The 20,332-nt window shown below is 58.0% G+C and carries 20 protein-coding genes; 16 read left to right on the top strand and 4 right to left on the bottom strand.

Annotated features, from left to right (window positions below; genetic code table 11):
- Positions 1-81: 81 nt before the first annotated feature.
- The 4 genes from DWX39_RS03855 (at position 82) to DWX39_RS03840 (ending at position 4,196) form a co-directional block, all read left to right on the top strand.
- Positions 82-948, top strand: a complete 867-nt coding sequence (locus DWX39_RS03855) for a deoxyribonuclease IV (protein WP_117758558.1) — start codon at positions 82-84, stop codon at positions 946-948.
- A 147-nt stretch (positions 949-1,095) separates the two neighbouring features.
- On the top strand, positions 1,096-1,956 hold the full coding sequence (locus tag DWX39_RS03850; RefSeq protein ID WP_117758557.1) for an ABC transporter substrate-binding protein: 861 nt from the start codon (positions 1,096-1,098) through the stop codon (positions 1,954-1,956).
- Between the two features lie 116 nt (positions 1,957-2,072).
- Complete coding sequence (locus tag DWX39_RS03845; RefSeq protein ID WP_233508863.1) at positions 2,073-3,434, top strand: amino acid ABC transporter permease; 1,362 nt, start codon at positions 2,073-2,075, stop codon at positions 3,432-3,434.
- A gap of 12 nt (positions 3,435-3,446) precedes the next feature.
- A complete protein-coding gene (locus tag DWX39_RS03840; protein ID WP_117758556.1) occupies positions 3,447-4,196 on the top strand; it encodes an amino acid ABC transporter ATP-binding protein in 750 nt (249 codons plus the stop codon).
- A 132-nt stretch (positions 4,197-4,328) separates the two neighbouring features.
- Here DWX39_RS03840 and DWX39_RS03835 read toward each other — a convergent pair whose 3' ends face one another.
- Together DWX39_RS03835 and DWX39_RS03830 are read right to left on the bottom strand one after the other, a co-directional pair.
- Positions 4,329-4,748 carry a flavodoxin gene (locus DWX39_RS03835; protein ID WP_117758555.1) on the bottom strand — a complete coding sequence of 140 codons (420 nt, stop codon included), beginning with the start codon at positions 4,746-4,748 and terminating at the stop codon, positions 4,329-4,331.
- A 46-nt stretch (positions 4,749-4,794) separates the two neighbouring features.
- The gene (locus DWX39_RS03830) at positions 4,795-5,499 is read right to left on the bottom strand and encodes a DUF3793 family protein (protein WP_117758554.1); all 705 of its coding nucleotides are present in this window, start codon (positions 5,497-5,499) and stop codon (positions 4,795-4,797) included.
- A gap of 174 nt (positions 5,500-5,673) precedes the next feature.
- Between DWX39_RS03830 and DWX39_RS03825 the strand changes: the two genes are divergently transcribed.
- Positions 5,674-6,057, top strand: coding sequence for a heavy-metal-associated domain-containing protein (locus DWX39_RS03825; RefSeq protein WP_117758553.1), 384 nt, complete (start codon positions 5,674-5,676; stop codon positions 6,055-6,057).
- 26 nt (positions 6,058-6,083) lie between these two features.
- Here the strand turns inward: DWX39_RS03825 and DWX39_RS03820 are convergent, their stop codons facing one another.
- Positions 6,084-6,509 (bottom strand): hypothetical protein, encoded by a 426-nt coding sequence (locus tag DWX39_RS03820; RefSeq protein WP_233508865.1) that lies wholly within the window; start codon positions 6,507-6,509, stop codon positions 6,084-6,086.
- Positions 6,502-8,028: a DNA repair protein gene (locus DWX39_RS03815; protein WP_369831521.1), complete on the bottom strand. Its 1,527-nt coding sequence runs from the start codon at positions 8,026-8,028 to the stop codon at positions 6,502-6,504. Before DWX39_RS03815 ends, DWX39_RS03820 begins: the two co-directional genes overlap by 8 nt.
- Positions 8,029-8,230: 202 nt before the next feature.
- Here DWX39_RS03815 and DWX39_RS03810 point away from each other — a divergent pair, with 202 nt between their 5' ends.
- From DWX39_RS03810 to frlD, 11 genes are all read left to right on the top strand, one after another.
- Positions 8,231-8,755: an iron-containing alcohol dehydrogenase gene (locus DWX39_RS03810; RefSeq protein WP_158561608.1), complete on the top strand. Its 525-nt coding sequence runs from the start codon at positions 8,231-8,233 to the stop codon at positions 8,753-8,755.
- A 200-nt stretch (positions 8,756-8,955) separates the two neighbouring features.
- Positions 8,956-10,650 (top strand): glucose-6-phosphate isomerase, encoded by a 1,695-nt coding sequence (gene pgi, locus DWX39_RS03805; RefSeq protein WP_117637472.1) that lies wholly within the window; start codon positions 8,956-8,958, stop codon positions 10,648-10,650.
- A 237-nt stretch (positions 10,651-10,887) separates the two neighbouring features.
- The gene (locus DWX39_RS03800; RefSeq protein WP_187361818.1) at positions 10,888-11,730 is read left to right on the top strand and encodes a Cof-type HAD-IIB family hydrolase; all 843 of its coding nucleotides are present in this window, start codon (positions 10,888-10,890) and stop codon (positions 11,728-11,730) included.
- Between the two features lie 63 nt (positions 11,731-11,793).
- Positions 11,794-12,453 (top strand): HAD family phosphatase, encoded by a 660-nt coding sequence (locus DWX39_RS03795; RefSeq protein ID WP_316242585.1) that lies wholly within the window; start codon positions 11,794-11,796, stop codon positions 12,451-12,453.
- A 150-nt stretch (positions 12,454-12,603) separates the two neighbouring features.
- On the top strand, positions 12,604-13,347 hold the full coding sequence (locus DWX39_RS03790) for a GntR family transcriptional regulator (protein ID WP_117716558.1): 744 nt from the start codon (positions 12,604-12,606) through the stop codon (positions 13,345-13,347).
- Positions 13,348-13,565: 218 nt separating this feature from the next.
- Entirely contained in the window at positions 13,566-15,029 is a 1,464-nt protein-coding gene (locus DWX39_RS03785; RefSeq protein ID WP_117716559.1) for a YfcC family protein, read from the top strand.
- Positions 15,030-15,038: 9 nt separating this feature from the next.
- The gene (locus DWX39_RS03780) at positions 15,039-16,622 is read left to right on the top strand and encodes an amidohydrolase (protein WP_117716560.1); all 1,584 of its coding nucleotides are present in this window, start codon (positions 15,039-15,041) and stop codon (positions 16,620-16,622) included.
- Between the two features lies 1 nt (position 16,623).
- Positions 16,624-17,475, top strand: coding sequence for a sugar phosphate isomerase/epimerase (locus DWX39_RS03775; RefSeq protein ID WP_117629752.1), 852 nt, complete (start codon positions 16,624-16,626; stop codon positions 17,473-17,475).
- A 62-nt stretch (positions 17,476-17,537) separates the two neighbouring features.
- The gene (locus DWX39_RS03770) at positions 17,538-18,506 is read left to right on the top strand and encodes an SIS domain-containing protein (RefSeq protein ID WP_022094440.1); all 969 of its coding nucleotides are present in this window, start codon (positions 17,538-17,540) and stop codon (positions 18,504-18,506) included.
- Between the two features lie 14 nt (positions 18,507-18,520).
- A complete protein-coding gene (locus tag DWX39_RS03765; protein WP_117716562.1) occupies positions 18,521-19,384 on the top strand; it encodes a PfkB family carbohydrate kinase in 864 nt (287 codons plus the stop codon).
- A 121-nt stretch (positions 19,385-19,505) separates the two neighbouring features.
- The gene (gene frlD / locus DWX39_RS03760; RefSeq protein ID WP_117637477.1) at positions 19,506-20,306 is read left to right on the top strand and encodes a fructoselysine 6-kinase; all 801 of its coding nucleotides are present in this window, start codon (positions 19,506-19,508) and stop codon (positions 20,304-20,306) included.
- Positions 20,307-20,332: the final 26 nt, after the last annotated feature.

Here is a 20,332-nt window from a genome sequence, read left to right as displayed (position 1 = left end):
GCGGTGGAATACGGTCTGTTTGCGCCAAAATAAGGCACCAATAGACCGTATTTCACCGCAACTGATGAGGGGGAGTTGGAGATGCTGACGATCGGGTGTCATCTTTCGACGACGAAGGGCTATCGGGCGATGGGGGAGACGGCGTTGTCCATTGGCGCCAATACCTTTGCGTTCTTTACGCGCAACCCGCGTGGTGGCAAGGCGAAAGACCTTGATATGGATGATGTGGCGGCCCTGCGCGAGCTTATGGAGCAAAACGATTTTGGCCCGCTTGTGGCTCATGCCCCGTATACCTATAACCCCTGTTCGGCTAAAGAGCGGGCGCGCGAGTTTGCCTTGGAGGCCATGGCCGAGGACTTGCAGCGTCTGGAAGCGCTGCCCGGCAACTACTACAACTTCCACCCCGGCGCGCATGTGGGGCAGGGGACTGATGCCGGCATTCAGATGATCGTCGACACCTTGTGTCAGGTGATGTTTGGGGGACAGCAGACGACGGTGCTGCTCGAGACCATGGCGGGCAAGGGTACCGAGGTGGGCCGTAGCTTTGAAGAGCTGGCGCGCATTATCGAGGGTGCTGCCGCCAGGCGTCCAGAGCTATCGGACAAGCTGGGCGTGTGTCTGGACACCTGCCATGTGAGCGATGCCGGCTACGACATCATCCATGATCTGGACGGCGTACTCGACGAGTTCGACCGCGTGGTGGGTATCGACCGCTTGCGTGCCGTACACATCAACGATTCGAAGAACCCCTGTGGTGCCCATAAAGATCGTCACGAGTGCATCGGCAAGGGATACCTTGGCAGCGAGGAGTTTGGCGGTGGTATGCAGGTTATGCAGATTATTGTATCGAATAGCCGTTTGCGTGCATTGCCGTTCATTTTGGAGACGCCGAACGAACTTGCAGGTTATGCAGCTGAAATCAAACTTTTAAGGTCGTTACAGCAGTAACGACTGTCACAAAGTGGAGTGTTCCATTCACGTTATGTGATTGTTTCAATCAGTTTTCTAATTGCAGATTCGCACTTACAGGTGCATAATAACCAACAGTTTTTGCAGACCTCTGAATCAAATGGGGTCACTGGAAGGAGACTGATTATGAAGCTCAAGAAGCTTGGTGCATTTGCCGCCACGGGCGCCATGGCGCTCGCTCTTGCACTGACGGGCTGCGGCTCGTCCAACGCCACCTCTGGTTCTGATGCCAGTTCCAGCAGCTCTGACGACGCTAAGGTCGAGAAGGTCGACGGCTCCAAGGAGTACGCGCTCGTCAAGGACGGTACGCTCACCGTCGGCACCTCTGCCGAGTACGCGCCGTTTGAGTACAAGGATGACAACGGCGACTACCAGGGCTTTGACCTTGAACTCATTAAGGCTATCGGCGATAAGCTGGGTCTGGATGTCGAGTACGTCAACAACGACTTCGACACGCTGGTTCCGGGCGTCGCTTCGGGCGCCAAGTACGACGTCGCCATCGCGGCTATCACTGACACGCCCGAGCGTGAGAAGGAAGTCACTTTCTCCGACTCTTACTACATGGACGATCAGGCTATCGTGACCAAGGTCGATAACACCGACATCACGGCCGACAACTTCAGCGAGAAGCTCAACAACGCCGACGCTACCATCATCGTCCAGTCTGGCTCGACCGCCGAGGCCTTTGCCCAGGAGAACTTCCCCAAGGCCAAGATTGTTCCCTACAAGGACGCCACCGAGTGCTTCAGCGCCCTGCAGTCCGATAAGGGCGACGCCGTAGTCACCAACCGCTCCGTTGCCAGCCAGCTGACCGCCGAGCAGTTCAACACCTGCCAGACCATCAAGCAGATTAGCACCGGCGAGGAGTACGCCATCGCCATCAACCAGGGCAACACCAAGCTCAAGGACGACATCAACCAGGCCATCAAGGACCTGACCGACGACGGTACCGTTGACGCCCTCATGGCTAAGTACAGCATCAAGTAAATTAATGCTTGATTGCGTGCGGGCCCTTTCCGTTTTGCGGAGAGGGCCTTTGCGCTTCTCTCGACGGACCGCGTTTCCGTCTTGTTTTGCCGGCAACTTCTACGATAGGAGCCACCTTGTCTCGATTGAACAAAGGGGCCACGGAGCAGCGTTTTTCACTGTCCGCCTTGCTCCAAAAGCTAGCCTGCGTCATGGCCGTGGCGCTCGCGCTGGTGTGCGCGGGGGCATATGCGCCCACGACCGCCCAGGCGCTTGAGACCGCAAAGATTACCGCCCGACCCAACACCGGTTCGGGCAGCGCTGTGGTCGGCGGCACCGAGACGCGCATTACCTGGGAAGTTCAGGCCGATGCCGACGAGGAGCTGAGCGGTCTTTCGCTGACGTTTGTCGACGGCGCGACGTTTGGTACCGATGACACGCGATTGACGATGCTCTCGGGCGAGGACCTCATGGACCGTACGCCCATGAAGCCCACGTGCAAGGCCGATGGCCAGACGCTCAAGATCGACTTTGGCGAGACGGCGCCTGCCGGCGGCTTTTTCCGTGTCGAGGTTTACGGCGTGACGTTCCCCGTCGAGGGCGGCGACGAGGCCTTTAGCGGAACCTACATCTTGGCTGACGGCTCGACCAAGAAGATCTCCAAGATTCCGTCGGTGGAGATCAAGGGCGTGACGGCATTCGATAACTTCCTGGCCGACCTTAAGGAGCAGCCGTGGATCGAGGCGTGGAACTCAAATATGTTCCTCCGCCTGTTCCTGAACCCGGTTATTTTGGTCCAGAGCCTGCCGATCGTCTTCAAGGGCTTCCTCATGTCGCTCTCGATCGTGCTTGTGGCGTTCCCGTTGGCAATTCCCTTCGGTTTTGCGTTGTCGCTCATGCGCATCTCCAAGTCGCGCATCCTGCGCTGCCTTGCCGGCATCTACGTGAATATCATCCGCGGCACGCCGGCGTTCCTGCAGATCTATATCGCGTTCTTTGGCCTGCCACTGGCCGGCGTCAAGGTGGATGATTATGTCCTGGGCGTCATCGTCATGGCCATGAACTCGTCTGCGTATCTGTGCGAGATCTTCCGTGCCGGTATTCAGTCGATTCCTAAGGGTCAAAACGAGGCTGCTCGCTCGCTGGGCATGAATGCCTTCCAGACACTACTCTACGTTATGATTCCGCAGACGTTCCGCAATGTTCTGCCTACGTTGACCAGCGAGTTTATCCTGCTCTACAAGGATACGTCGCTGCTCGCCGCCGTGGGCGTGGTCGAGATCGTCATGAACGCCCGTACCATCGTGGCCACGACGGGCTCCATTACGCCGTATGTGGTTGCCGCCCTGTTCTATCTGGTTATTACCCTGCCGCTTGCGCGCTTGGTGAGCGGTCTTGAGGCGAGGCTTTTGGGGACGACCGAGACCAAGAAAAAGCGTCCCAACAAGAGCGCTGGGCAGGTTGTCGCCACGCCCGCCGATCATATCGCCGGTCTGTAAGGAGGTCCTGGCATGAGTGAAACGAATTCCAACGAGGTTGTCGTCAGCATCAAGAACCTTCAGAAGGCCTTTGGCGACAACGTAGTTCTGCGCGATATCGATCTGGACGTGCATAAGGGCGAGGTTGTCGTTGTGTTGGGTCCTTCGGGCTCGGGCAAGTCGACGATGCTGCGCTGCATCAACCGCCTGGAGGACCCCACGAGCGGTTCGATCGTCGTTGAGGGCGTGAACATGTGCGCCAAGGGCGTCGACCTTAACAAGGTGCGTACGCATTTGGGCATGGTGTTCCAGCAGTTCAATTTGTTCCCGCACCTGTCGGTCAAAAAGAACGTCATGCTCGCGCAGCAAAAGGTGCTCAGGCGCAGCAAGGAAGAGGCCGAGAAGATCGCCGTCGAGGAACTGACCAAGGTTGGTCTTGCCGAGCGCATCGACTTTATGCCGAGTCAGCTTTCGGGCGGCCAGCAGCAGCGCGTGGCCATCGCCCGTGCCCTATCGATGAACCCGCACGTGATGCTCTTTGACGAGGCCACGTCCGCGCTCGACCCAGAGCTCGTCCGCGACGTGCTGGGCGTTATGCGCGACTTGGCCCGCGACGGCATGACCATGATCGTCGTGACGCACGAGATGGGCTTTGCCCGTGACGTCGCCGATCGCGTCGTCTTTATGGACGGCGGCGTTATCGTGGAAGAGGGTACGCCGAGCGAGGTCTTTGACCATCCCAAGAGCGAGCGCACCAAGGCGTTTTTGGGCAATATCTCGTAGCGGCGCCTCGAGGTTGTCGATATAACAAACGGGGACCGGATATGTATCCGGCCCCGTTTTTGTTTGGGCATGAGCGACTGTTGTTGTGCGGTGCTCGGCTGTCAGCTGCTTTGAGACTTTATGCCGGCTTCGTTAGGCCAGCTCCGCTCCCAGAGCCTTGCAGGCCGCCTCGCCCTCATCGTCGGGGGCGTCGTAGCAAATGACGGAATCGACGACGTTGACACCTGCCTCGTCGGCATCCGCCTTCCAGTTGTCCATCCATTCGCCCTCGGCCCACGAATAAGAGCCAAAGAGGACGACCTTCTTGTCGCCGAGGGTTTCCTTGACTTCGTCCCACATCGGCTGGAACTCATCGTACTCGAGCTCCTCGGAGCCCATGGCGGGGCAGCCGAAGGCGAAGGCGTCATAGCCGGTGGCCTTGTCGGCGGAGAAGTCGGCGCAGGAGATGACATCTGTCTCGGCGCCGACTGACGTCGCGCCCTCGGCAACGAGGTTTGCCATGGCCTCGGTGTTGCCCGTGCCGCTCCAGTAGACGACCGCGATCTTGCTCATGTGTTGTCCTTTCGGTTGTGCGGCGTGCGGCCGCGGTTTGTATGTTCTATCGGGTTGCCTGGGCAAGTTTTGCCAGGCTATGGCCCTGCTGATAGACATGGGTGAGGTGTTGCGTGCAAGCGCGGTAGGATTCGAACGTCGCAAGCGCTTGCCCGACATTCGTGTAGACCTTCCAAGGTCCAAAGACCTTGTAGTTCTCGCCATGCTGGACGATAAATTGACGCACATCTTCGTAGGGATATCCCAAAAAATAGCCAATTTCGTGAGGAAACTCGCAGGTGCAGCCGTCGCCGCAAGGTTCGCTCTGCGCAAGAACGCATGGTCCGTCGGCGCAGGCGCTTTCCGTGGCATTGCTGCTTGCCAGCGTGATGCGCGCGGCGAGATGCACCAGGGATGCGGGCAGGTTGTGGACATCGTAACCTTCGGCGGCAAGCGCCGTCGTGGCGCGGGGGTCGGAGAGGTATCGCATGAGGTCCGCAGGGCGGTACACATAGATGAGCGCTCCGCAGGGGCGCCAGACCAAGACGCTCGTGTGGATGCCGAACGGTTGGAGTTCTCGGTTGCATTGAGCTATGACGGCAAGGAGATGTGTACGACGCACTTCGATATGGGGGTTGCCGGGCTTGCCGTTTTGACTTGCGTAGACGCCGGGATAGGTAAAGAGCGATGCCGGCTTGATGCCCGCGAGCGTGGGAGAGCAGTTGCGCACGATTGCTGCCTGAAACGTTGGGATGTCTATGGTTCGAGTCACGGCGCTCCTTACGGATCTAAACTGTTAGCCTAGGAAAACTTATACACGAAAGTAAGCCATGGTCAACAAAAAAGTTTGAAGAGGGAAACTAATTGACCGAACAGACATGATTTTGGGTTAAGATGGGGACACCCCATGGGGGTATCTAGATAGTGCTACTTGAAAGGGGGGCGCATGAGTGACTTGCTCAACCCTGCGAATCTCATCGTGCTGGCCGTCATTGCCGTCGGCATGTTTTTTGGACTGCGTCGCATTGCCGCTTCGACACACGGGAAGAGTTGTTGCAGCGATGGTGCGAGCGGCAAGAAGGCCAAAAAGGTTGTTGTGGTGGATACCGATGCGTCACACTATCCCTATAGCGATGAGCTGCTCATCGGCGGCATGAGCTGTGACGGCTGCGCTCAGAACGTAGCCAATGCCCTCAATGCGCTGGATGGTGTGTGGGCTACGGTAACGTACGCGGACCACACAGCGCGTGTGCGCTCCAAGCGGCCGATCAATCGCGGTGTCCTTGAGACTGCCGTGAGAGATGCGGGTTACTACGTCATGACGCTGTAAGCGTCGCTCTGGGTGCGCTTCCTTGGCTAGGCTCGTCCGCGCAGCTCGATGTCTTGGATGTCGTCGAAGTCGATGGCGATGTCTCGGAGCTTGAGGAGCTTGAAGGCGGGGAGCGCCTCGTCGAGGATGCCGGTGCGGCTGCGATAGCCGTATGTATCGTAATAGGTGACACGAACCAAGTCGCTACGTTTGAGACCCTCGAGTTTTTTAGAGAGCACGAGGGCTTTTTCTTCCGTGAGCTCACGTTTTGGCTCGACGGTGATTTCCTGCTTGCGCACGAGTTCGTAGTATCCCGTGAGGGCGGCAAAGGGCATAAACTGCGCGGCACGGCCGGCACGGACGGCGCCGTTGGCGGTGAGCTTGGGGTCGGCGGATCGACGTCTTCCCTCGGGGTCCGCTAGACGTTCAAAAGGCGTCGGTGGCCGCATCGGCTGTTGTTGGGACTTAGGCACGATGTCCTCCTACCTGATCGTTGCGTTCGCGCGCGGTGGCGCCGGCGGTAAAGCTTAATCCCTTGACGAGCGCGTTCTTGCCGTACTTGTCTTTCACGGCCAGGACGGCGCGCGCCAGATCGCGCTCGCGCTCATCGGCCTCGATATCGCTGAACAGATCGATGGTGGCAAATTCCTCGGGCATGAGGTTGCCAAATCCCAGGTTGATGCGCTTGACCGGTCGTTTGGGATCGACCGTTTGTGCCCAAAGGTCATCGAAATACCCCATGATTTTCTTAAACGAATTAGTGCGCTCGGGCAGCTTTCGCGAGGCGTTGGAGTGCGCAAAGAGTGCGGCATAGCCACCACGCGGTTTGCCGCCATGCTCTCCCACAAAGATGCCATCGATTGCCTGCGCTTCGCGCACCAGGCGACGCCTTTCGTCATCGCGCTGGACGGGCTTGGGAGCACGGGGCGCGAGCTCGGAGCCGTCGGTCGCTGCGGGTTCGATGCCCGAGGTACTCGAGCGCAGGTGTCCGCAGCCGTCTATATACTGCGCCGTGCCGCTGGCGTTGAGCCGGCGTATGTCGGCGCGCTCGCTTGCATAGCCCACAAAGAGCGAGATGCTGTCGCACACCACGTGCTTGTCGATCAAATCCAGCACGGCGGCATCGACCATTTCGCGCAAGACGGTGTAGGCCTGCTCGTAGGCATAGCCCTTCGAGAGCACCTGCCCCGTGGTGGTCGAGGTCGCTTGCGGGCGATAGGCTTGGATATCGGCGATGGTCGTTGGCTCGCGCCCAAAGGCGTGGTCGATAAGATATTCGGCATTGACGCCGAGCTCATCGTAAAGCAGGTTTTCGTCGAGCGCGGCGACGCCCATCAGATCGTAGACGCCGTACTTTTCGAGGCGGGCTGCCACGCCGGGGCCGATGCCCCAGATATCGGTAATGGGACGATGAGGCCAGATCTCTTTGCGAAAGGTCTCGTCGTCGAGTATGCCGATGCGGCTGGGTACGTGCTTGGCGGTAATGTCGAGCGCCACCTTGGCCTGAAATAGGTTGGGGCCGATCCCGACCGTTGCCGTGATGCCCGTGCGCGCGAGGACTTCGTCGCGTAACATGCAGGCGAACCCTTCCGCATCGGTGTGATAGAGGTCCAGATAGGGCGTCACGTCGATAAAGCATTCGTCGATGGAGTAGACGTGAATGTCTTGCGGACTCACGTATTCCAGATAGATGCCGTAGATTTTCGCCGACACCTCCATGTAGTGCTGCATGCGCGGTACGGCCTTGATGCAGTCGATGCCGTCGGGAATCTCGAACAGACGGCAGCGATTGTGTATCCCGAGGTCCTTCATAGCCTGTGTGATGGCGAGGCAGATGGTCGTGCGCCCGCGCGATTCGTCGGCAACGACCAGGCACGTAGTGAGTGGGTCGAGTCCGCGGTCGACGCACTCGACACTGGCGTAAAACGTCTTAAGGTCGATGCAGATATAGGTGTGACGCTCGTGTCCCACGCGTCCTCCCATCAAACACATGTTCTTATCGAATACATGTTCGATAATACCTGCTTGCGCGGACATCGTCAAAACCTGTCCCTCTTTGGCGGGTATGGTCGTGCGGTTGCATCGGGTTTTTTAACGCAGCTCTAAAGAGAGCGAAACAGCTCGGAAAACCTCGCTTCGTAGCATGAGCCTAACGATTGATACCGCCTATACGCACGGAAGGGTTGTGGGGATAATGGTCAACTATGGGTTTGGTATGCCGACGCGCTTGGTTGCGGATGGGGATGTGGCTCGCTGGTGCGGACGATTGGTCGCTCACTACGGTGGCACCAAGGCGCTGGTTGTGCTGGGCGGTGACAAGCATACGCGCGATGAGCTTGTCTCGGCGGCACTTGGCTCGCTTGATCGAGCCCTACTCGAGCGTGTGCTTTTCCGCTGCGGCTCGTTTGAGGGCGACGGGGGAGACGAGCTGATCGACGAAGCCGTGGCCCTGGCGACCGACGAAGGCGTAAACTTTGTCCTGGCGATTGGCGATGCCGATACTGCTGGCTTTGCGCGCGAGCTCGCGCGTCGCATGGCGGCGCTCGATGCCGACGAAGACGGCTTTGTGCCTTATGGATGCATTGTCTCGGAGGGCAAGGTGCCTGCTGTCGTGGGCACCGGCGAGGTCCCCGTTTTTGCCATTATCGCGCCCGAACTGCTGGAGGACATCGGGTCTCCTCTGCGCGAGCTGCTCGGCAGTGTGTGCGCCGCGGCCTAATATTTACCATAAAGGGATAGGTTATTTTTGGTTGGTAAAGCGTTTGACCTGCCAAAATAAACCTGTCCCTTTTTGGTCGGTTGCCGTTGGGGGGGCGGATTGGCAACGCTCGCTGATTGTAGTCTTGACCTGCGCTAGAATAGGACTATCTGATTATCCGGGCGCATGGAGGCTTGCGCCCGTATGCTGAGGAGGACTTTATGGCAACTGTTGCCGCACCTATCGACGCTACGTCGACCGCCGCTTGGAAGGCGCTCGAGGCTCATCAGGAGAAGCTCGAGGCCGAGGGTATCGACCTCAAGGCCTGGTTCGCCGCTGACGCCGACCGCGTGAACAAGCTGAGCTTTGACGCCGGCGACCTTCACTTCGATCTGTCCAAGAACCTGGTGACCGATGAGACCGTCAAGCTGCTGTGCGATCTTGCCCGCGAGGTGAAGCTCGAGGAGCGCCGCGACGCCATGTTCTCCGGCGAGCACATCAACACCACCGAGGACCGCGCCGTCCTGCACACCGCGCTGCGCCGTCCGGCAAGCGAGAAAGGCCAGCTTATCGTCGACGGCCAGGATGTCGTCGCCGACGTGCACGAGGTCCTCGATCGCATGTATGCCTTCGCCGAGCGCGTGCGCTCCGGTGAGTGGAAGGGCGTTACCGGCAAGAAGATTGAGCACCTGGTGTCCATCGGCATCGGCGGCTCCGATCTGGGCCCGGTCATGGCTTACGAGGCCCTGCGTCCCTATGCCGACGCCGGTATCGACTGCCGCTATATCTCCAACATCGACCCCAACGACCAGGCCGAGAAGCTCAAGGGTTTGGATCCCGAGACCACGCTCGTGATCATCGTCTCTAAGACCTTCACCACGCTCGAGACCCTCACCAACGCCCGCGAGGTCAAGACCTGGATGCTCGAGCAGCTCAAGGCTCAGGGCGCCATCGATGGCTCCGATGAGCAGAACGCCGAGGCTGTGGCAAAGCACTTCGTCGCCGTTTCCACCGCACTCGAGAAGGTCGAGGCTTTCGGTATCGACCCGGCTAACGCCTTTGGTTTCTGGAACTGGGTCGGCGGCCGCTACTCCGTCGACTCCGCCGTGGGCCTGTCGCTGATCGTCGTGCTCGGCCCCGAGCGTTTCCAGCAGTTCCTTGAGGGCTTCCACGCCATCGACGAGTACTTCTGCAACACGCCGCTCGAGAACAATGCCGTCGCGCTGATGGGTTTGTTCAACGTCTGGTACGTCAACTTCTTCGGTTCCAAGAGCCACGCCGTGCTTCCGTACTGCCAGTATCTGCACCGTTTCCCGGCCTACCTGCAGCAGCTCACCATGGAGTCCAACGGCAAGCATGTCCGCTGGGACGGCAGCGCTGTGACCTCCGATACCGGCGAGATCTTCTGGGGCGAGCCCGGCACCAACGGTCAGCACGCCTTCTACCAGCTGCTGCACCAGGGCACCGTGGTGGTCCCGGCCGATTTCATCGCCTTTGCCAATACCGCCAACCCTGCGACCGACAGCGGTCAGGACGTGCACGAGCTGTTCCTGGGCAACTTCCTGGCCCAGACCAAGGCGCTCGCCTTTGGTAAGACGGCCGATGAGGTGCGTGCCGAGGGCACGCCCGAGCAGATCGTCCCGGCCCGCTGCTTTGAGGGCAACCGTCCGACGACCTCGATTTTTGGCGACACGCTGACCCCGTTCGCGCTTGGTGAGCTCATCGCCCTGTACGAGCACATCACGTTTGTCGAGGGCACGGTCTGGGGCATCGACTCCTACGACCAGTGGGGCGTCGAGCTTGGCAAGCAGCTTGCCAAGCAGATCACCCCGGCCTTCCACGACGACGCCGCCAAGGCCGAACAGGACGCTTCGACCCAGGCGCTCATCGAGTTCTACCGAGCTCACCGCAAGTAGGATTCGCTGCGAAAACTAACGCATAGCCGACAAGGGCCCGTATCCGTTGGGATGCGGGCCCTTTGCTATTTGGATAGGATGGAATGTATCGGGAGGCGCCTCGACGGGCATCGCAATCGTCGAAGGCGCGCCGTTCATGTTTGGGACAATATGACATTTTTCCCGTTGCAAACAACGCCGCCGTGGGTGTTCTGTATGATGGCTCAGACAAGGTTGTTCAATGTCAGGGAGGCATATATGGCAATCAAAGCCATCGCAATGGATATCGACGGTACGCTCACCAACGACCAAAAGGTCATCAGCCCGCGTACGCGCGAGAAACTGCTCGCGGCGCAGGAGTCGGGCATTAAGCTTATCTTGGCTTCGGGTCGTCCCGCATGGGGGCTGCATGCCTTGGCGCAGGAGCTCGACCTTCAGAACCATGATGGTCTGCTAGTTGCCTTTAATGGCGCGCACGTCGTCGATGCTCAGACCGACGAGGTGCTGTTCGATCAGGCTATGCCTGCCGACGAATTGCATCGCCTGATTGATCACCTGCGTAATTTTGACGTGATCCCCATCATCTCGCTCGGTCGCGATTTGCACGTCGAGGACTCGTACCATTGCATGATCACGCTGCCTGACGGCTCGCAGAAAAACATCGTCAAATACGAGCGCGATGCGTGCGACCTTAAGATTCGCGAGGTCGAGAGCCTGCATGAGGTCGTGGACACTTATCCCGTGGACAAGCTGCTGACGGCGGGCGATCCGGCCTACCTGCAGGCGCATTACGAGGAGATGTATGCGCCCTTTAAGCAGACGCTTTCGGGCATGTTTACGGCCGACTGGTACTTTGAGTACACGGCGCCCGGTATCGATAAGGCCCGTGCGCTCGAGGGTGCCCTGCCCAAGCTCGGCATCGATGCCAGCGAGGTCGTATCGTTTGGCGACGGCCAGAACGACAAGTCTATGATCGAGTGGGCTGGTACCGGCGTCGCCATGGGTAACGCTGTCGATGAAGTCAAGGCCGTGGCCCAGATGGTGACCGCCAACAACAACGAAGACGGTATCGCGGTAGCACTTGACCAGCTGCTGGGTTAGAATCGCCGATAGTGCATGGTTCGGGCGTCCGCTTGCGGGCGCCCTTTTGTTAGGGAGGGTGCCGTGTCCGCATTTCCGTTCGACGCCGTTATCTTTGACATGGACGGCGTCATTGTCGATACCGAGTATTACTACCTGGGGGAGACTGCCGCGTTTGCCAAGGAGCTTGGGTTGAATCTGACCCAAGAGGAGTTGAACGGGCAGGTTGGTACCTCACATCAGTTCTTCCTGCATATGCTAGTCGATTGGTTTGAGCGCGCCGGTAAAGGGCACTTCACTGGCGAGGAGGCATTGGCCCGTTGGGACGAGTGGGCGCATAAGCGTCCGCGTGACTACCAGGCTTTGATTAACCCGGGCGCTGTGGATACGATTCGAGAGTTGCCGCGCCGCGGCGTTCGCGTGGCGCTGGCGAGCTCGTCTCCCATGGACAGCATCGAGGAAGTACTCGATGCATGTGGTCTGTCGGATGCCTTTGAGTACGTGGTGAGCGGCGAGCAGTTTAAGGAGAGCAAGCCCGAGCCCGACATCTACCTGCATGCGCTGGACCTGTTGGGGCTGCCTGCGGTCCGTTGCTGCTGCGTTGAGGATTCGGTGCCTGGCATCACTGCCGGCAAGCGAGCGGGTCTGACGGTAATCGCCAAGCGCGAGGAGCGGTTTGGCTTTAGCCAGGATGCTGCGGACAAGATCATCGACCAGCTGCCGGAACTGCTTGAGCTTTCTTAGGAGCGCGGTAGTTGCGCGTTTTTCGGGTCTGATGAGTAAATAGCCGACATTTTGGTGCGACACCTAGCATACTTTAAGCTAATGCGGGCTTAAGGACTTGTTGAATGCCCCTAAGTCCGTTTTAGGCTTAATTGTGCTTGGAGAGGGTATATGCCACCGACTGAAGGGCTAACTGACGGTAAAGCAGCGATACCGCTGTACCAACAGGTTATCGATATCATCAAAAACGAAATCAACTCCGGTGCCTACAAGGCAGGTGCGCGGATACCCAACGAATTCGAATTGGCTGAGAGCTATAAAGTTGGCCGCGTTACCGTGCGACGCGCTATTGAGGAGCTCGTCCAACAGGGCTATCTAACGAAGCGACAGGGGAAAGGCACGTTTGTCAATGCCCCCAAGCTCAAGCGCAAGATTCGCCAGAAGGATGACGTCCAGAGTTTTTCGGACGCATGCCGCGTTAACGGAATGGAACCGGGGGCGCGTGTCATTTCGAGAAAGATGCTGCCGGCGGATTCCACCGAAGCACAGTTCTTTGGTGTTCCCGTTGGAACTGACTTGATCTGCGTTGAGCGCGTGCGTACTGCCGATGGCGTCCCTGTCATGCTCGAGAACAACATATATGTTTACGAGGACAACGCCTATCTATCAACGGCACCTCTATCTAACCAATCCATTTTTGAGTTCGTGCGCAACCTGACGGGCCGCACGCCCGCGTTTACCGACCCATGCACGCTTGAGATCGCGTGTGCGTCGCCCGAGGTCGCTCGGTTGTTGGCAGTTCCCGTTGGCGAACCCTTGTTTTATATGGAAGCCTTCTTTTTCGATGAGCAGCGGCGGCCGTTTATCATCGGTCGTCAGCGGATCGTTGGGTCTCGCTACGTTTTTGACATCTAGGACATTGCGTATGAAAGCGCCCGGTGGATCATCTCACCGGGCGTTTCCATACCGTTCACGGCGCAAACGCAACCGTTCAACCGCGTTGCGGCAATCAGTTTGAAATTATCTTGATGGCGAGAAAAGCTGCTGGTAACCTATAGAACGTCATAGAACGTTTGCCTTGTGCAAACGTTGAAGCGAGATGCGATGCAGTCTCGAGTTCTTTGGAGGTATCTATGTCAGATACGAAGGCGAAGAAGACAAACAGACGTTTTAAGTTCAAATTACCGCATGTCTATACGATCATGTTCTTGCTGATCGTTGTCTTTGCGGTCTTGACTTGGATCGTTCCCTCTGGTCAGTATCAGCGCAAGACGATTTCGACAGCGGCGGGCGAGCGTGAAGTCGCCGTTGCTGGAACCTATGAACAGGTCGATAAGAACTACACCGATTCCGAGACCGGCGAGACCATCAATCTGGGGCAGGATATCTTCGCGGTCCTGCAAGCGCCCACTAAGGGCATCCAGGAGGCTGCCGACGTCGTTGCGTTCGTCTTATTGATTGGCGGGTCGTTCGCAATCATCACCAAGACCAACGCTTTGAATGCCGGCATGAGCCGCGTGATTAAAAAGCTCAAGAACAAGGACATCCTCATCATTCCCATCACGATGACGTTGCTGTCCATTTGCGGCACCACGTTTGGTATGTCTGAGGAAGCCCTGCCGTTCTATGCCATCTTCATTCCCATCATGATGGGTATCGGTTATGACTCGATGACGGCATTCATCATCTGCTTCCTTGGTCCTAACCTGGGATATTGCGCTTCGACCATCGATCCGTTTAATGTTTTGATCGCCCAGGGCATCATTGGCATCGAGGGCAATCCGCAACTGTGGCTGCGCGCCGTTTCTTGGGTCATCTTCACTGCCGTCGGTATCGCATGGGCCATGCGCTACGCCATGCGCGTCAAGAAAAACCCCGAGTCGTCCATTACGTACGAGGACGATAAGCTCAAGCGTATCGAGTTTTCCGTGACCGATGCCTCCATCGAGGAAGAGTTCACTACCCGTCAGAAGCTCGTGCTTATCGATTTTGCTTGCGGTATGGGCATTATCGTCTGGGGTCTTGTTACCCAGGGTTGGTACATGAATGAGATTTCCGCCGTGTTCCTTGGCATGGGCTTGCTTGCCGGTATCCTGGGCGGTCTTGACCAGCAGACGATTGCTGAGGAGTTCGTTAAAGGTCTCGCCGACTTTGCGTACGCCGCCATCGTTATCGGTATCGCTCGCGGTATTCTGGTCATCGCCGAGGGCGGCATGATCATCGACACCATCCTCCAGGCGCTCGCTACTGCGCTCGCCGGTGCGCCCGCCGCCGTCTACACCACGTTTATGTATATCGTCCTTGGCCTGCTCTCTTTGCTGGTTCCCTCGAGTTCTGGCCTGGCGGCACTCACCATGCCCGTTATGGGCCCCCTGACCGAGCTCATGGGCCTCAATCCCGAGGCGGCCGTTACCGCGCTCCAGTTTGCCAACCAGACCATCAACACCATCAGTCCCGTGGCGGGCATGACGGTTGCCGGCCTTGGCGTGGCTAAGATTTCGTTTGGCCAATGGTGGAAGACCATTTGGAAGTTCTTCATCTTCATGGTCGTCTTTGGCCTGATCGTAACGGCAATTTCTGGCATGCTTCCGGCGTAGGTGGTTGTGATGTCTGATCGTTTGACGGTCCTGACGTCTAAGAGCGTCTTTACCGGTACGGGGGACCTGCCGTTTGAAGGTTTCGTAGCGGTCCGTGGCAATCGAATTGAGGCTGTTGGCACCAAGTGTGAGCTAGCTTCGTATTTGACCCAGGCGGACGAGGTAGTTGACCTGGGCGACCGCACCGTCATGCCTGGCCTGATCGATGTGCATACCTTCTATACAGGCTGGGCGCTGCGGACGTTGGGGCCTGATCTGTCCGGCATCGCTGATGCCAAAGAGGCCGTGTCGCTCTTGCGTGCATGGAAAGAAGATCATCCGGATTGCGCGGCGGCTTTTGGCCACAACCTACCCGAAACGTTGGCATCGGATGCCGAGAACGCAAATACGGCGGCTGTGTTTGACGATTGTTTTGGCGATATCCCTGTCGTCTGCTTTACACCGGGTGCGGAGACCTGCGTTCTCAATGCTGCCGCCAGTGCGCGATACGGCTTCACACCCCAGGCGTGCTATGCCGAGAAGATCTGGCGCATGATGAGCGATTTCCTCGCGCTGCCCGAGGTACGTGCGGGGTATTCGGACTACATGAGCATGCTTAACGAGCGCGGCGTTACCGCCATCAAGGAGATGGCGTTTGATGACTACTACGGTTTTGCCGACGAAATGGCTCGCCGTGAAGAATCTGGTGAGCTGACGGTTCGCGTCTCTATGATGTCGCAGCCGGTGGGTGCCGGTGCAAATCTGTCGTATGCTCGCGAGGCACGAGAGCGCTTTCGGGGACCGTTCGTTCGTTTTTCTGGCTTCAACCGTATGACCGATCGCGGCGTATGGGCGGGGCTTGCCGAGATGATTGACCCCTATGAGGACACGGCCGATGCGGGAGCTGCCGGCAAGACGGTTGTCGAGGAGCCCGAGTGGGATCTGATTGAGAACGAGCTGCGCGCAATTGATGCTGACGGCTTCCGATATTCCTTGCATTGCCAGGGCGATGGCGCCGTTCGTCGCACCGTGGCGCTCTATGCCTCGCTGCCTCGAGACGAGCATGGACGGTTGCTTCGCCGCCATGCGATTACCGATCTCGAGAACTCTGATCCGACCGATCTTGTCGAGTTTGGCAAGTTAGGTGGAATTTGCGAGGTCTATCCGCAGATTTTGACGCTGGACCGGCGCGAGGATTGCCTGTCGATGATGCGTCGACAAATTGGCGAGACGCGACTTTTGCACAGCTGGAATCGCCGCGGCATGGAAGATTCCGGATGCACGGTGTGCTGTGGTACGGATTTGCCACTGCTGATTCCGAGCCTGGGCGAGTCAATCTACAGCGCGTGCGGTGGATACTTCGACGATGGGCTGCCCGTGAATGAGGCCAACGCGCTGACGCTTGTCGAGCTCTTGCGTGCTTGGACTGCCGGGGGCGCGTACGATCTGATGCGCGAAGACGAACTGGGTACGCTTGAGGTCGGCAAGCTTGCCGATATCTGCGTGCTCGATCGGGATGTGTTCGACCTCGATTATCGCGACGCACGCGATCTTTCGGTTGATATGACGATGTCGGACGGACAAATCGTGTTCGATCGAAATAAGGAGGCATAAGATGTCTGAATCCAAACCGACGCTGCGCCGCGAACAGATTGCGGGCATGAATATCCACTACATCATGTGGTCGCTCGATTACTTCCTTGATGTGCAGCAGCGTTTGGGCTTTGAGTCCATTGAGCTGTGGTGTGCGGAGCCGCATGTGACGCTCGACCACACGGGCTACTTTGAGGCTGAGGTCCTGGCGAAAAAGGCTGCAGACCGTGGGCTTAGGTATCGTACTCTGTGCCCCGAGAATGTTGTCTATCCTTGGCAGTACTGCGCACGCAAACCGCTGCATGAACAGCGCAGCCTGGCGTACTTTAAGCACGGCATTGAGCTTGCCGAGGTACTTGGGTGCGACCGTATGTCCGTCAACTCGGGCTGGGGCGACTGGGACGAGGACCGCGAGGAAGCCTGGAAGCGCAGCCGCGAGCACTTGTCCATTCTGGCGGAGTATGCCGGTGAGCACGGTCTGGTGCTTACGATGGAAAGCCTGCGTCCCGAGGAGAGCAACCTTGTAACGACGGTTTCCGATGCGAAGCGCATGATTGACGAGGTCGCGAGCCCGTACTTACAGCCCATGGTTGATACAACCGCGATGGGCGTTGCGGGCGAGACGCTCGAGGACTGGTTTGCCGCCTTTGGTGATGGGGCAATTCACGAGATGCACTTTATCGACGGTGACCCGTATGGCCATCTGGTGTGGGGCGATGGCAAGCACGATATGGACGCCTTCGTCGCTACGCTTAATGCCCATGGTTTCGATGGCATGCTGGGCCAGGAAATCACGGACGGGCGTTACTACGATGACCCGGCGGCGGCAGATGCCAAGAACATGGCCGCATTCGAGAAATATCTGATTGACTAAACCAACTATCGGCCACGCAGCCAACGTCATTGATTGCGGACCAAACAAGAAAGGAACTGGATATGAACGCACACGATCTGATCAAAGAGGCAATTGCCGAGAAGGGCAAGTTCGACAGCGTCTACTGGATTGCTTGCGGTGGCTCCATGATCGATTTGATCCCGGCTCATGAGCTTCTGCAGCGCGAGGCAACCACCTTCACTTCGTATATCTATACGGCTCGCGAGTTTGATATCATGCGCCCGCGCCGCTTGGGTGAGAAATCCCTGGTCATTGCTTGCAGCCACAGTGGCAACACCCCCGAGGTCGTCGAGGGCTGTGAGATTGCCCTTGCTGCCGGCGCTACGGTGATCGCCCAGACCGACAACGCTGGATCCAAGATTGACTCCGGCAAGTGGACCACGTGGGTCTACCCGTGGGGCGAGGGCGTGCCGCAGGCCGAGGTCCCCGCTGGCATTTCGCTGTCGCTTGCGGCCGAGCTGCTCGATCAGCAGGAGGGCTACGCCGATCTTGCCGATATGTATGCCGGTATCGCCGAGATGGATAAGATTCTTCCCCCGGCACGTGAGAAGGTAAATGCCGAGCTAGGCGATCGTTTTGCCAAGCTTTGCCAGGAGCACGAGTTCTTCTACATTCTGGGCAGCGGTCCCAACTTTAGCCAGACCTACGGTTTCGCTATCTGCTCTCTTATGGAGATGCAGTGGCAGCACTGCAGCTACATCCACTCTGCCGAGTACTTCCACGGCCCCTTCGAGGCTACTCAGGATGGCGTTTTTTACTTCCTGCAGATGGGCTCCAGCGAGTGCCGTGCCATGGACGAGCGCGCCCTTGCGTTCCTTAAGACGCATACCGATACGCTGATGGTGCTCGATGCCAAGGAGTACGGTATGGAAGCCGTGCCGGCGAGCGTCCGTGCCTATCTGGACCCGGTGCTGTTCTACGCCATGAACTGCGAGCTGCGTGCTGCACGCGGCAAGGTGTTTGATCACGATCCCGATTTCCGTCGCTATATGGGTGTTGTCGAGTACTAGAAGGGGCAAAGGCCATGGCATTTAACGTTAACGCGCTCGGATTTGGCGACAACGTCGTCGATCGCTACGAGCATATCCACACCATGTATCCCGGCGGCAATGCGGTGAACTTCGCCGTTTATGCCAAGAAATGCGGTGCCGCACGCTCTGCATACATGGGCATTTTTGGCAATGACGCCGCTGCCGAGCATGTCATTACAAGCCTCGAGGATGAGGGTATCGAGCTTGACAAGTGCGAGCAGATGATTGGCGAGAACGGAGCGGCTCGCGTGACCGTCGTTGACGGTGACCGTGTCTTCCTCGGCTCCAACGAGGGCGGTATCCGTGGCGATGCGCGCTATGTTCTCGATCGCTTTGACCTTTCGTACATGAAGCAGTTCGATGTGGTTCATTCGGGCAACTATTGCTTCACCGAGCGCGAGCTGCCCAAGTTGAAGGCTGCGGGCGTCACGGTCTCTTTTGACTTTTCGGACGACTCCACCGACGAGTACTACGAGCAGATTGCGCCCTATGTCGATTTTGCTTTCTTTAGTGCGGCGGATGCCGCGAGTGAGGACGAGATTCGCGAGCGTCTGGCATGGGTGAAGGATCTGGGTCCGCGTTTTGTGTCGGCTACGGCGGGCGCCGAGGGCTGCATCGCTTACGACGGCGAGCGTTATTACCGCCAGCTGGCTAAACCGGTAACGGACATGAAGGACACCATGGGGGCGGGCGACTCGTTCCTCACCTCGTTTTTGATGTGCTATCTCGATTCCGCCAAGCGTGGTGAGGGTGGCGCCGAGGCCATCGAGCGCGCGCTCGACTTTGCTGCCGGGTTTGCCTCGACCGTGTGCGGCATGGAAGGTTCTTGGGGCCACGGAGCACCAATCGTCGAATAGCTTAAGAAAGCGTACGGCGGTCTGGCTATGAGGCCTTGGACAGCCGATGCAAAACAATAAGCGAAACGCGAAAAGGGGGCTCGCCATGTGGTGGGTCCCCTTTTGAACATTGGAGAAGACCATGGGTATTAAAGCGTGTGCGGCTGGTTTTTGCTGTGCGGACGTCTATCAAAACATCGGCGTGTTCTATCCGACTGGTAATGGCATTGACTGGGGTATCCATCTTGCACGAATGGGCGTTTCGGTATCCGCCGTGTCGGTTGTCGGCAAGGACGAGTACGGAGACAAGATGAGAGAGGCGCTGGCCGCCGAGGGGTTTGATATCTCTCATCTGCGGGTGGAGGATGGCGACACCTCGGTGATGCTCATGGCATTGAAAGACGGCGTCGATCGCGTGCATCTCGAGGCAATCGATGGCGTAATGGAGACATATCGTCCGAATGAAGATGACCGGGCGTTTATCCTAGAGCATGACATCATTCATACCGACCTGTTTGGCAATTGTTTGGACCTCCTGCCCGAGTGGCATGATGCGGGCAAGACGGTGGTTATGGACTTCTCGGTGTTCAGCCAGGATCCCGAATATGCCTGCGAGAATCATTTTCCCTACGTTGACTACGCATTTATGTCGTTTGAAGATGACACTCCGGAGCTGCGGGACTGGGTACGTCACGCGCAGGAATTGGGGCCGCGCGTTGCGGTTGCCACGCTTGGCGAGAAGGGAAGCATTGCCTATGACGGTGAGCGCTTCTATGAGTGCGGGATCGTGCCGGCGGAGAAGGTCGTTAATACCGTGGGTGCCGGCGACTCGTATATCGCCGGGTTTACCAAGGGCGTGATCGATGGCCTTGATATTCCGGCGTGTATGAAGGCGGGCGCTGAGCTGTCGTCCCGAGTGATCGGTTCGTTTGAGCCGTACTAGGGTCAAATGCCTGGAAAGGAGTACGA

Origin of the sequence: Collinsella sp. AF19-1LB (assembly GCF_003459655.1) — a bacterium.
In the GTDB taxonomy this organism is placed as follows: domain Bacteria; phylum Actinomycetota; class Coriobacteriia; order Coriobacteriales; family Coriobacteriaceae; genus Collinsella.
Note: the sequence above shows the minus strand (reverse complement) of the source record. Positions and strands in the feature narration are given on the sequence as shown.

Coding starts and splice junctions, on each gene's coding strand:
- DWX39_RS03855 (WP_117758558.1), top strand. CDS start 82: ATGCTGACGATCGGGTGTCATCTTTCGACGACGAAGGGCTATCGGGCG.
- DWX39_RS03850 (WP_117758557.1), top strand. CDS start 1,096: ATGAAGCTCAAGAAGCTTGGTGCATTTGCCGCCACGGGCGCCATGGCG.
- DWX39_RS03840 (WP_117758556.1), top strand. CDS start 3,447: ATGAGTGAAACGAATTCCAACGAGGTTGTCGTCAGCATCAAGAACCTT.
- DWX39_RS03835 (WP_117758555.1), bottom strand. CDS start 4,748: ATGAGCAAGATCGCGGTCGTCTACTGGAGCGGCACGGGCAACACCGAG.
- DWX39_RS03825 (WP_117758553.1), top strand. CDS start 5,674: ATGAGTGACTTGCTCAACCCTGCGAATCTCATCGTGCTGGCCGTCATT.
- DWX39_RS03815 (WP_369831521.1), bottom strand. CDS start 8,028: ATGTGTTTGATGGGAGGACGCGTGGGACACGAGCGTCACACCTATATC.
- DWX39_RS03810 (WP_158561608.1), top strand. CDS start 8,231: ATGGTCAACTATGGGTTTGGTATGCCGACGCGCTTGGTTGCGGATGGG.
- pgi (WP_117637472.1), top strand. CDS start 8,956: ATGGCAACTGTTGCCGCACCTATCGACGCTACGTCGACCGCCGCTTGG.
- DWX39_RS03800 (WP_187361818.1), top strand. CDS start 10,888: ATGGCAATCAAAGCCATCGCAATGGATATCGACGGTACGCTCACCAAC.
- DWX39_RS03790 (WP_117716558.1), top strand. CDS start 12,604: ATGCCACCGACTGAAGGGCTAACTGACGGTAAAGCAGCGATACCGCTG.
- DWX39_RS03785 (WP_117716559.1), top strand. CDS start 13,566: ATGTCAGATACGAAGGCGAAGAAGACAAACAGACGTTTTAAGTTCAAA.
- DWX39_RS03780 (WP_117716560.1), top strand. CDS start 15,039: ATGTCTGATCGTTTGACGGTCCTGACGTCTAAGAGCGTCTTTACCGGT.
- DWX39_RS03775 (WP_117629752.1), top strand. CDS start 16,624: ATGTCTGAATCCAAACCGACGCTGCGCCGCGAACAGATTGCGGGCATG.
- DWX39_RS03770 (WP_022094440.1), top strand. CDS start 17,538: ATGAACGCACACGATCTGATCAAAGAGGCAATTGCCGAGAAGGGCAAG.
- DWX39_RS03765 (WP_117716562.1), top strand. CDS start 18,521: ATGGCATTTAACGTTAACGCGCTCGGATTTGGCGACAACGTCGTCGAT.
- frlD (WP_117637477.1), top strand. CDS start 19,506: ATGGGTATTAAAGCGTGTGCGGCTGGTTTTTGCTGTGCGGACGTCTAT.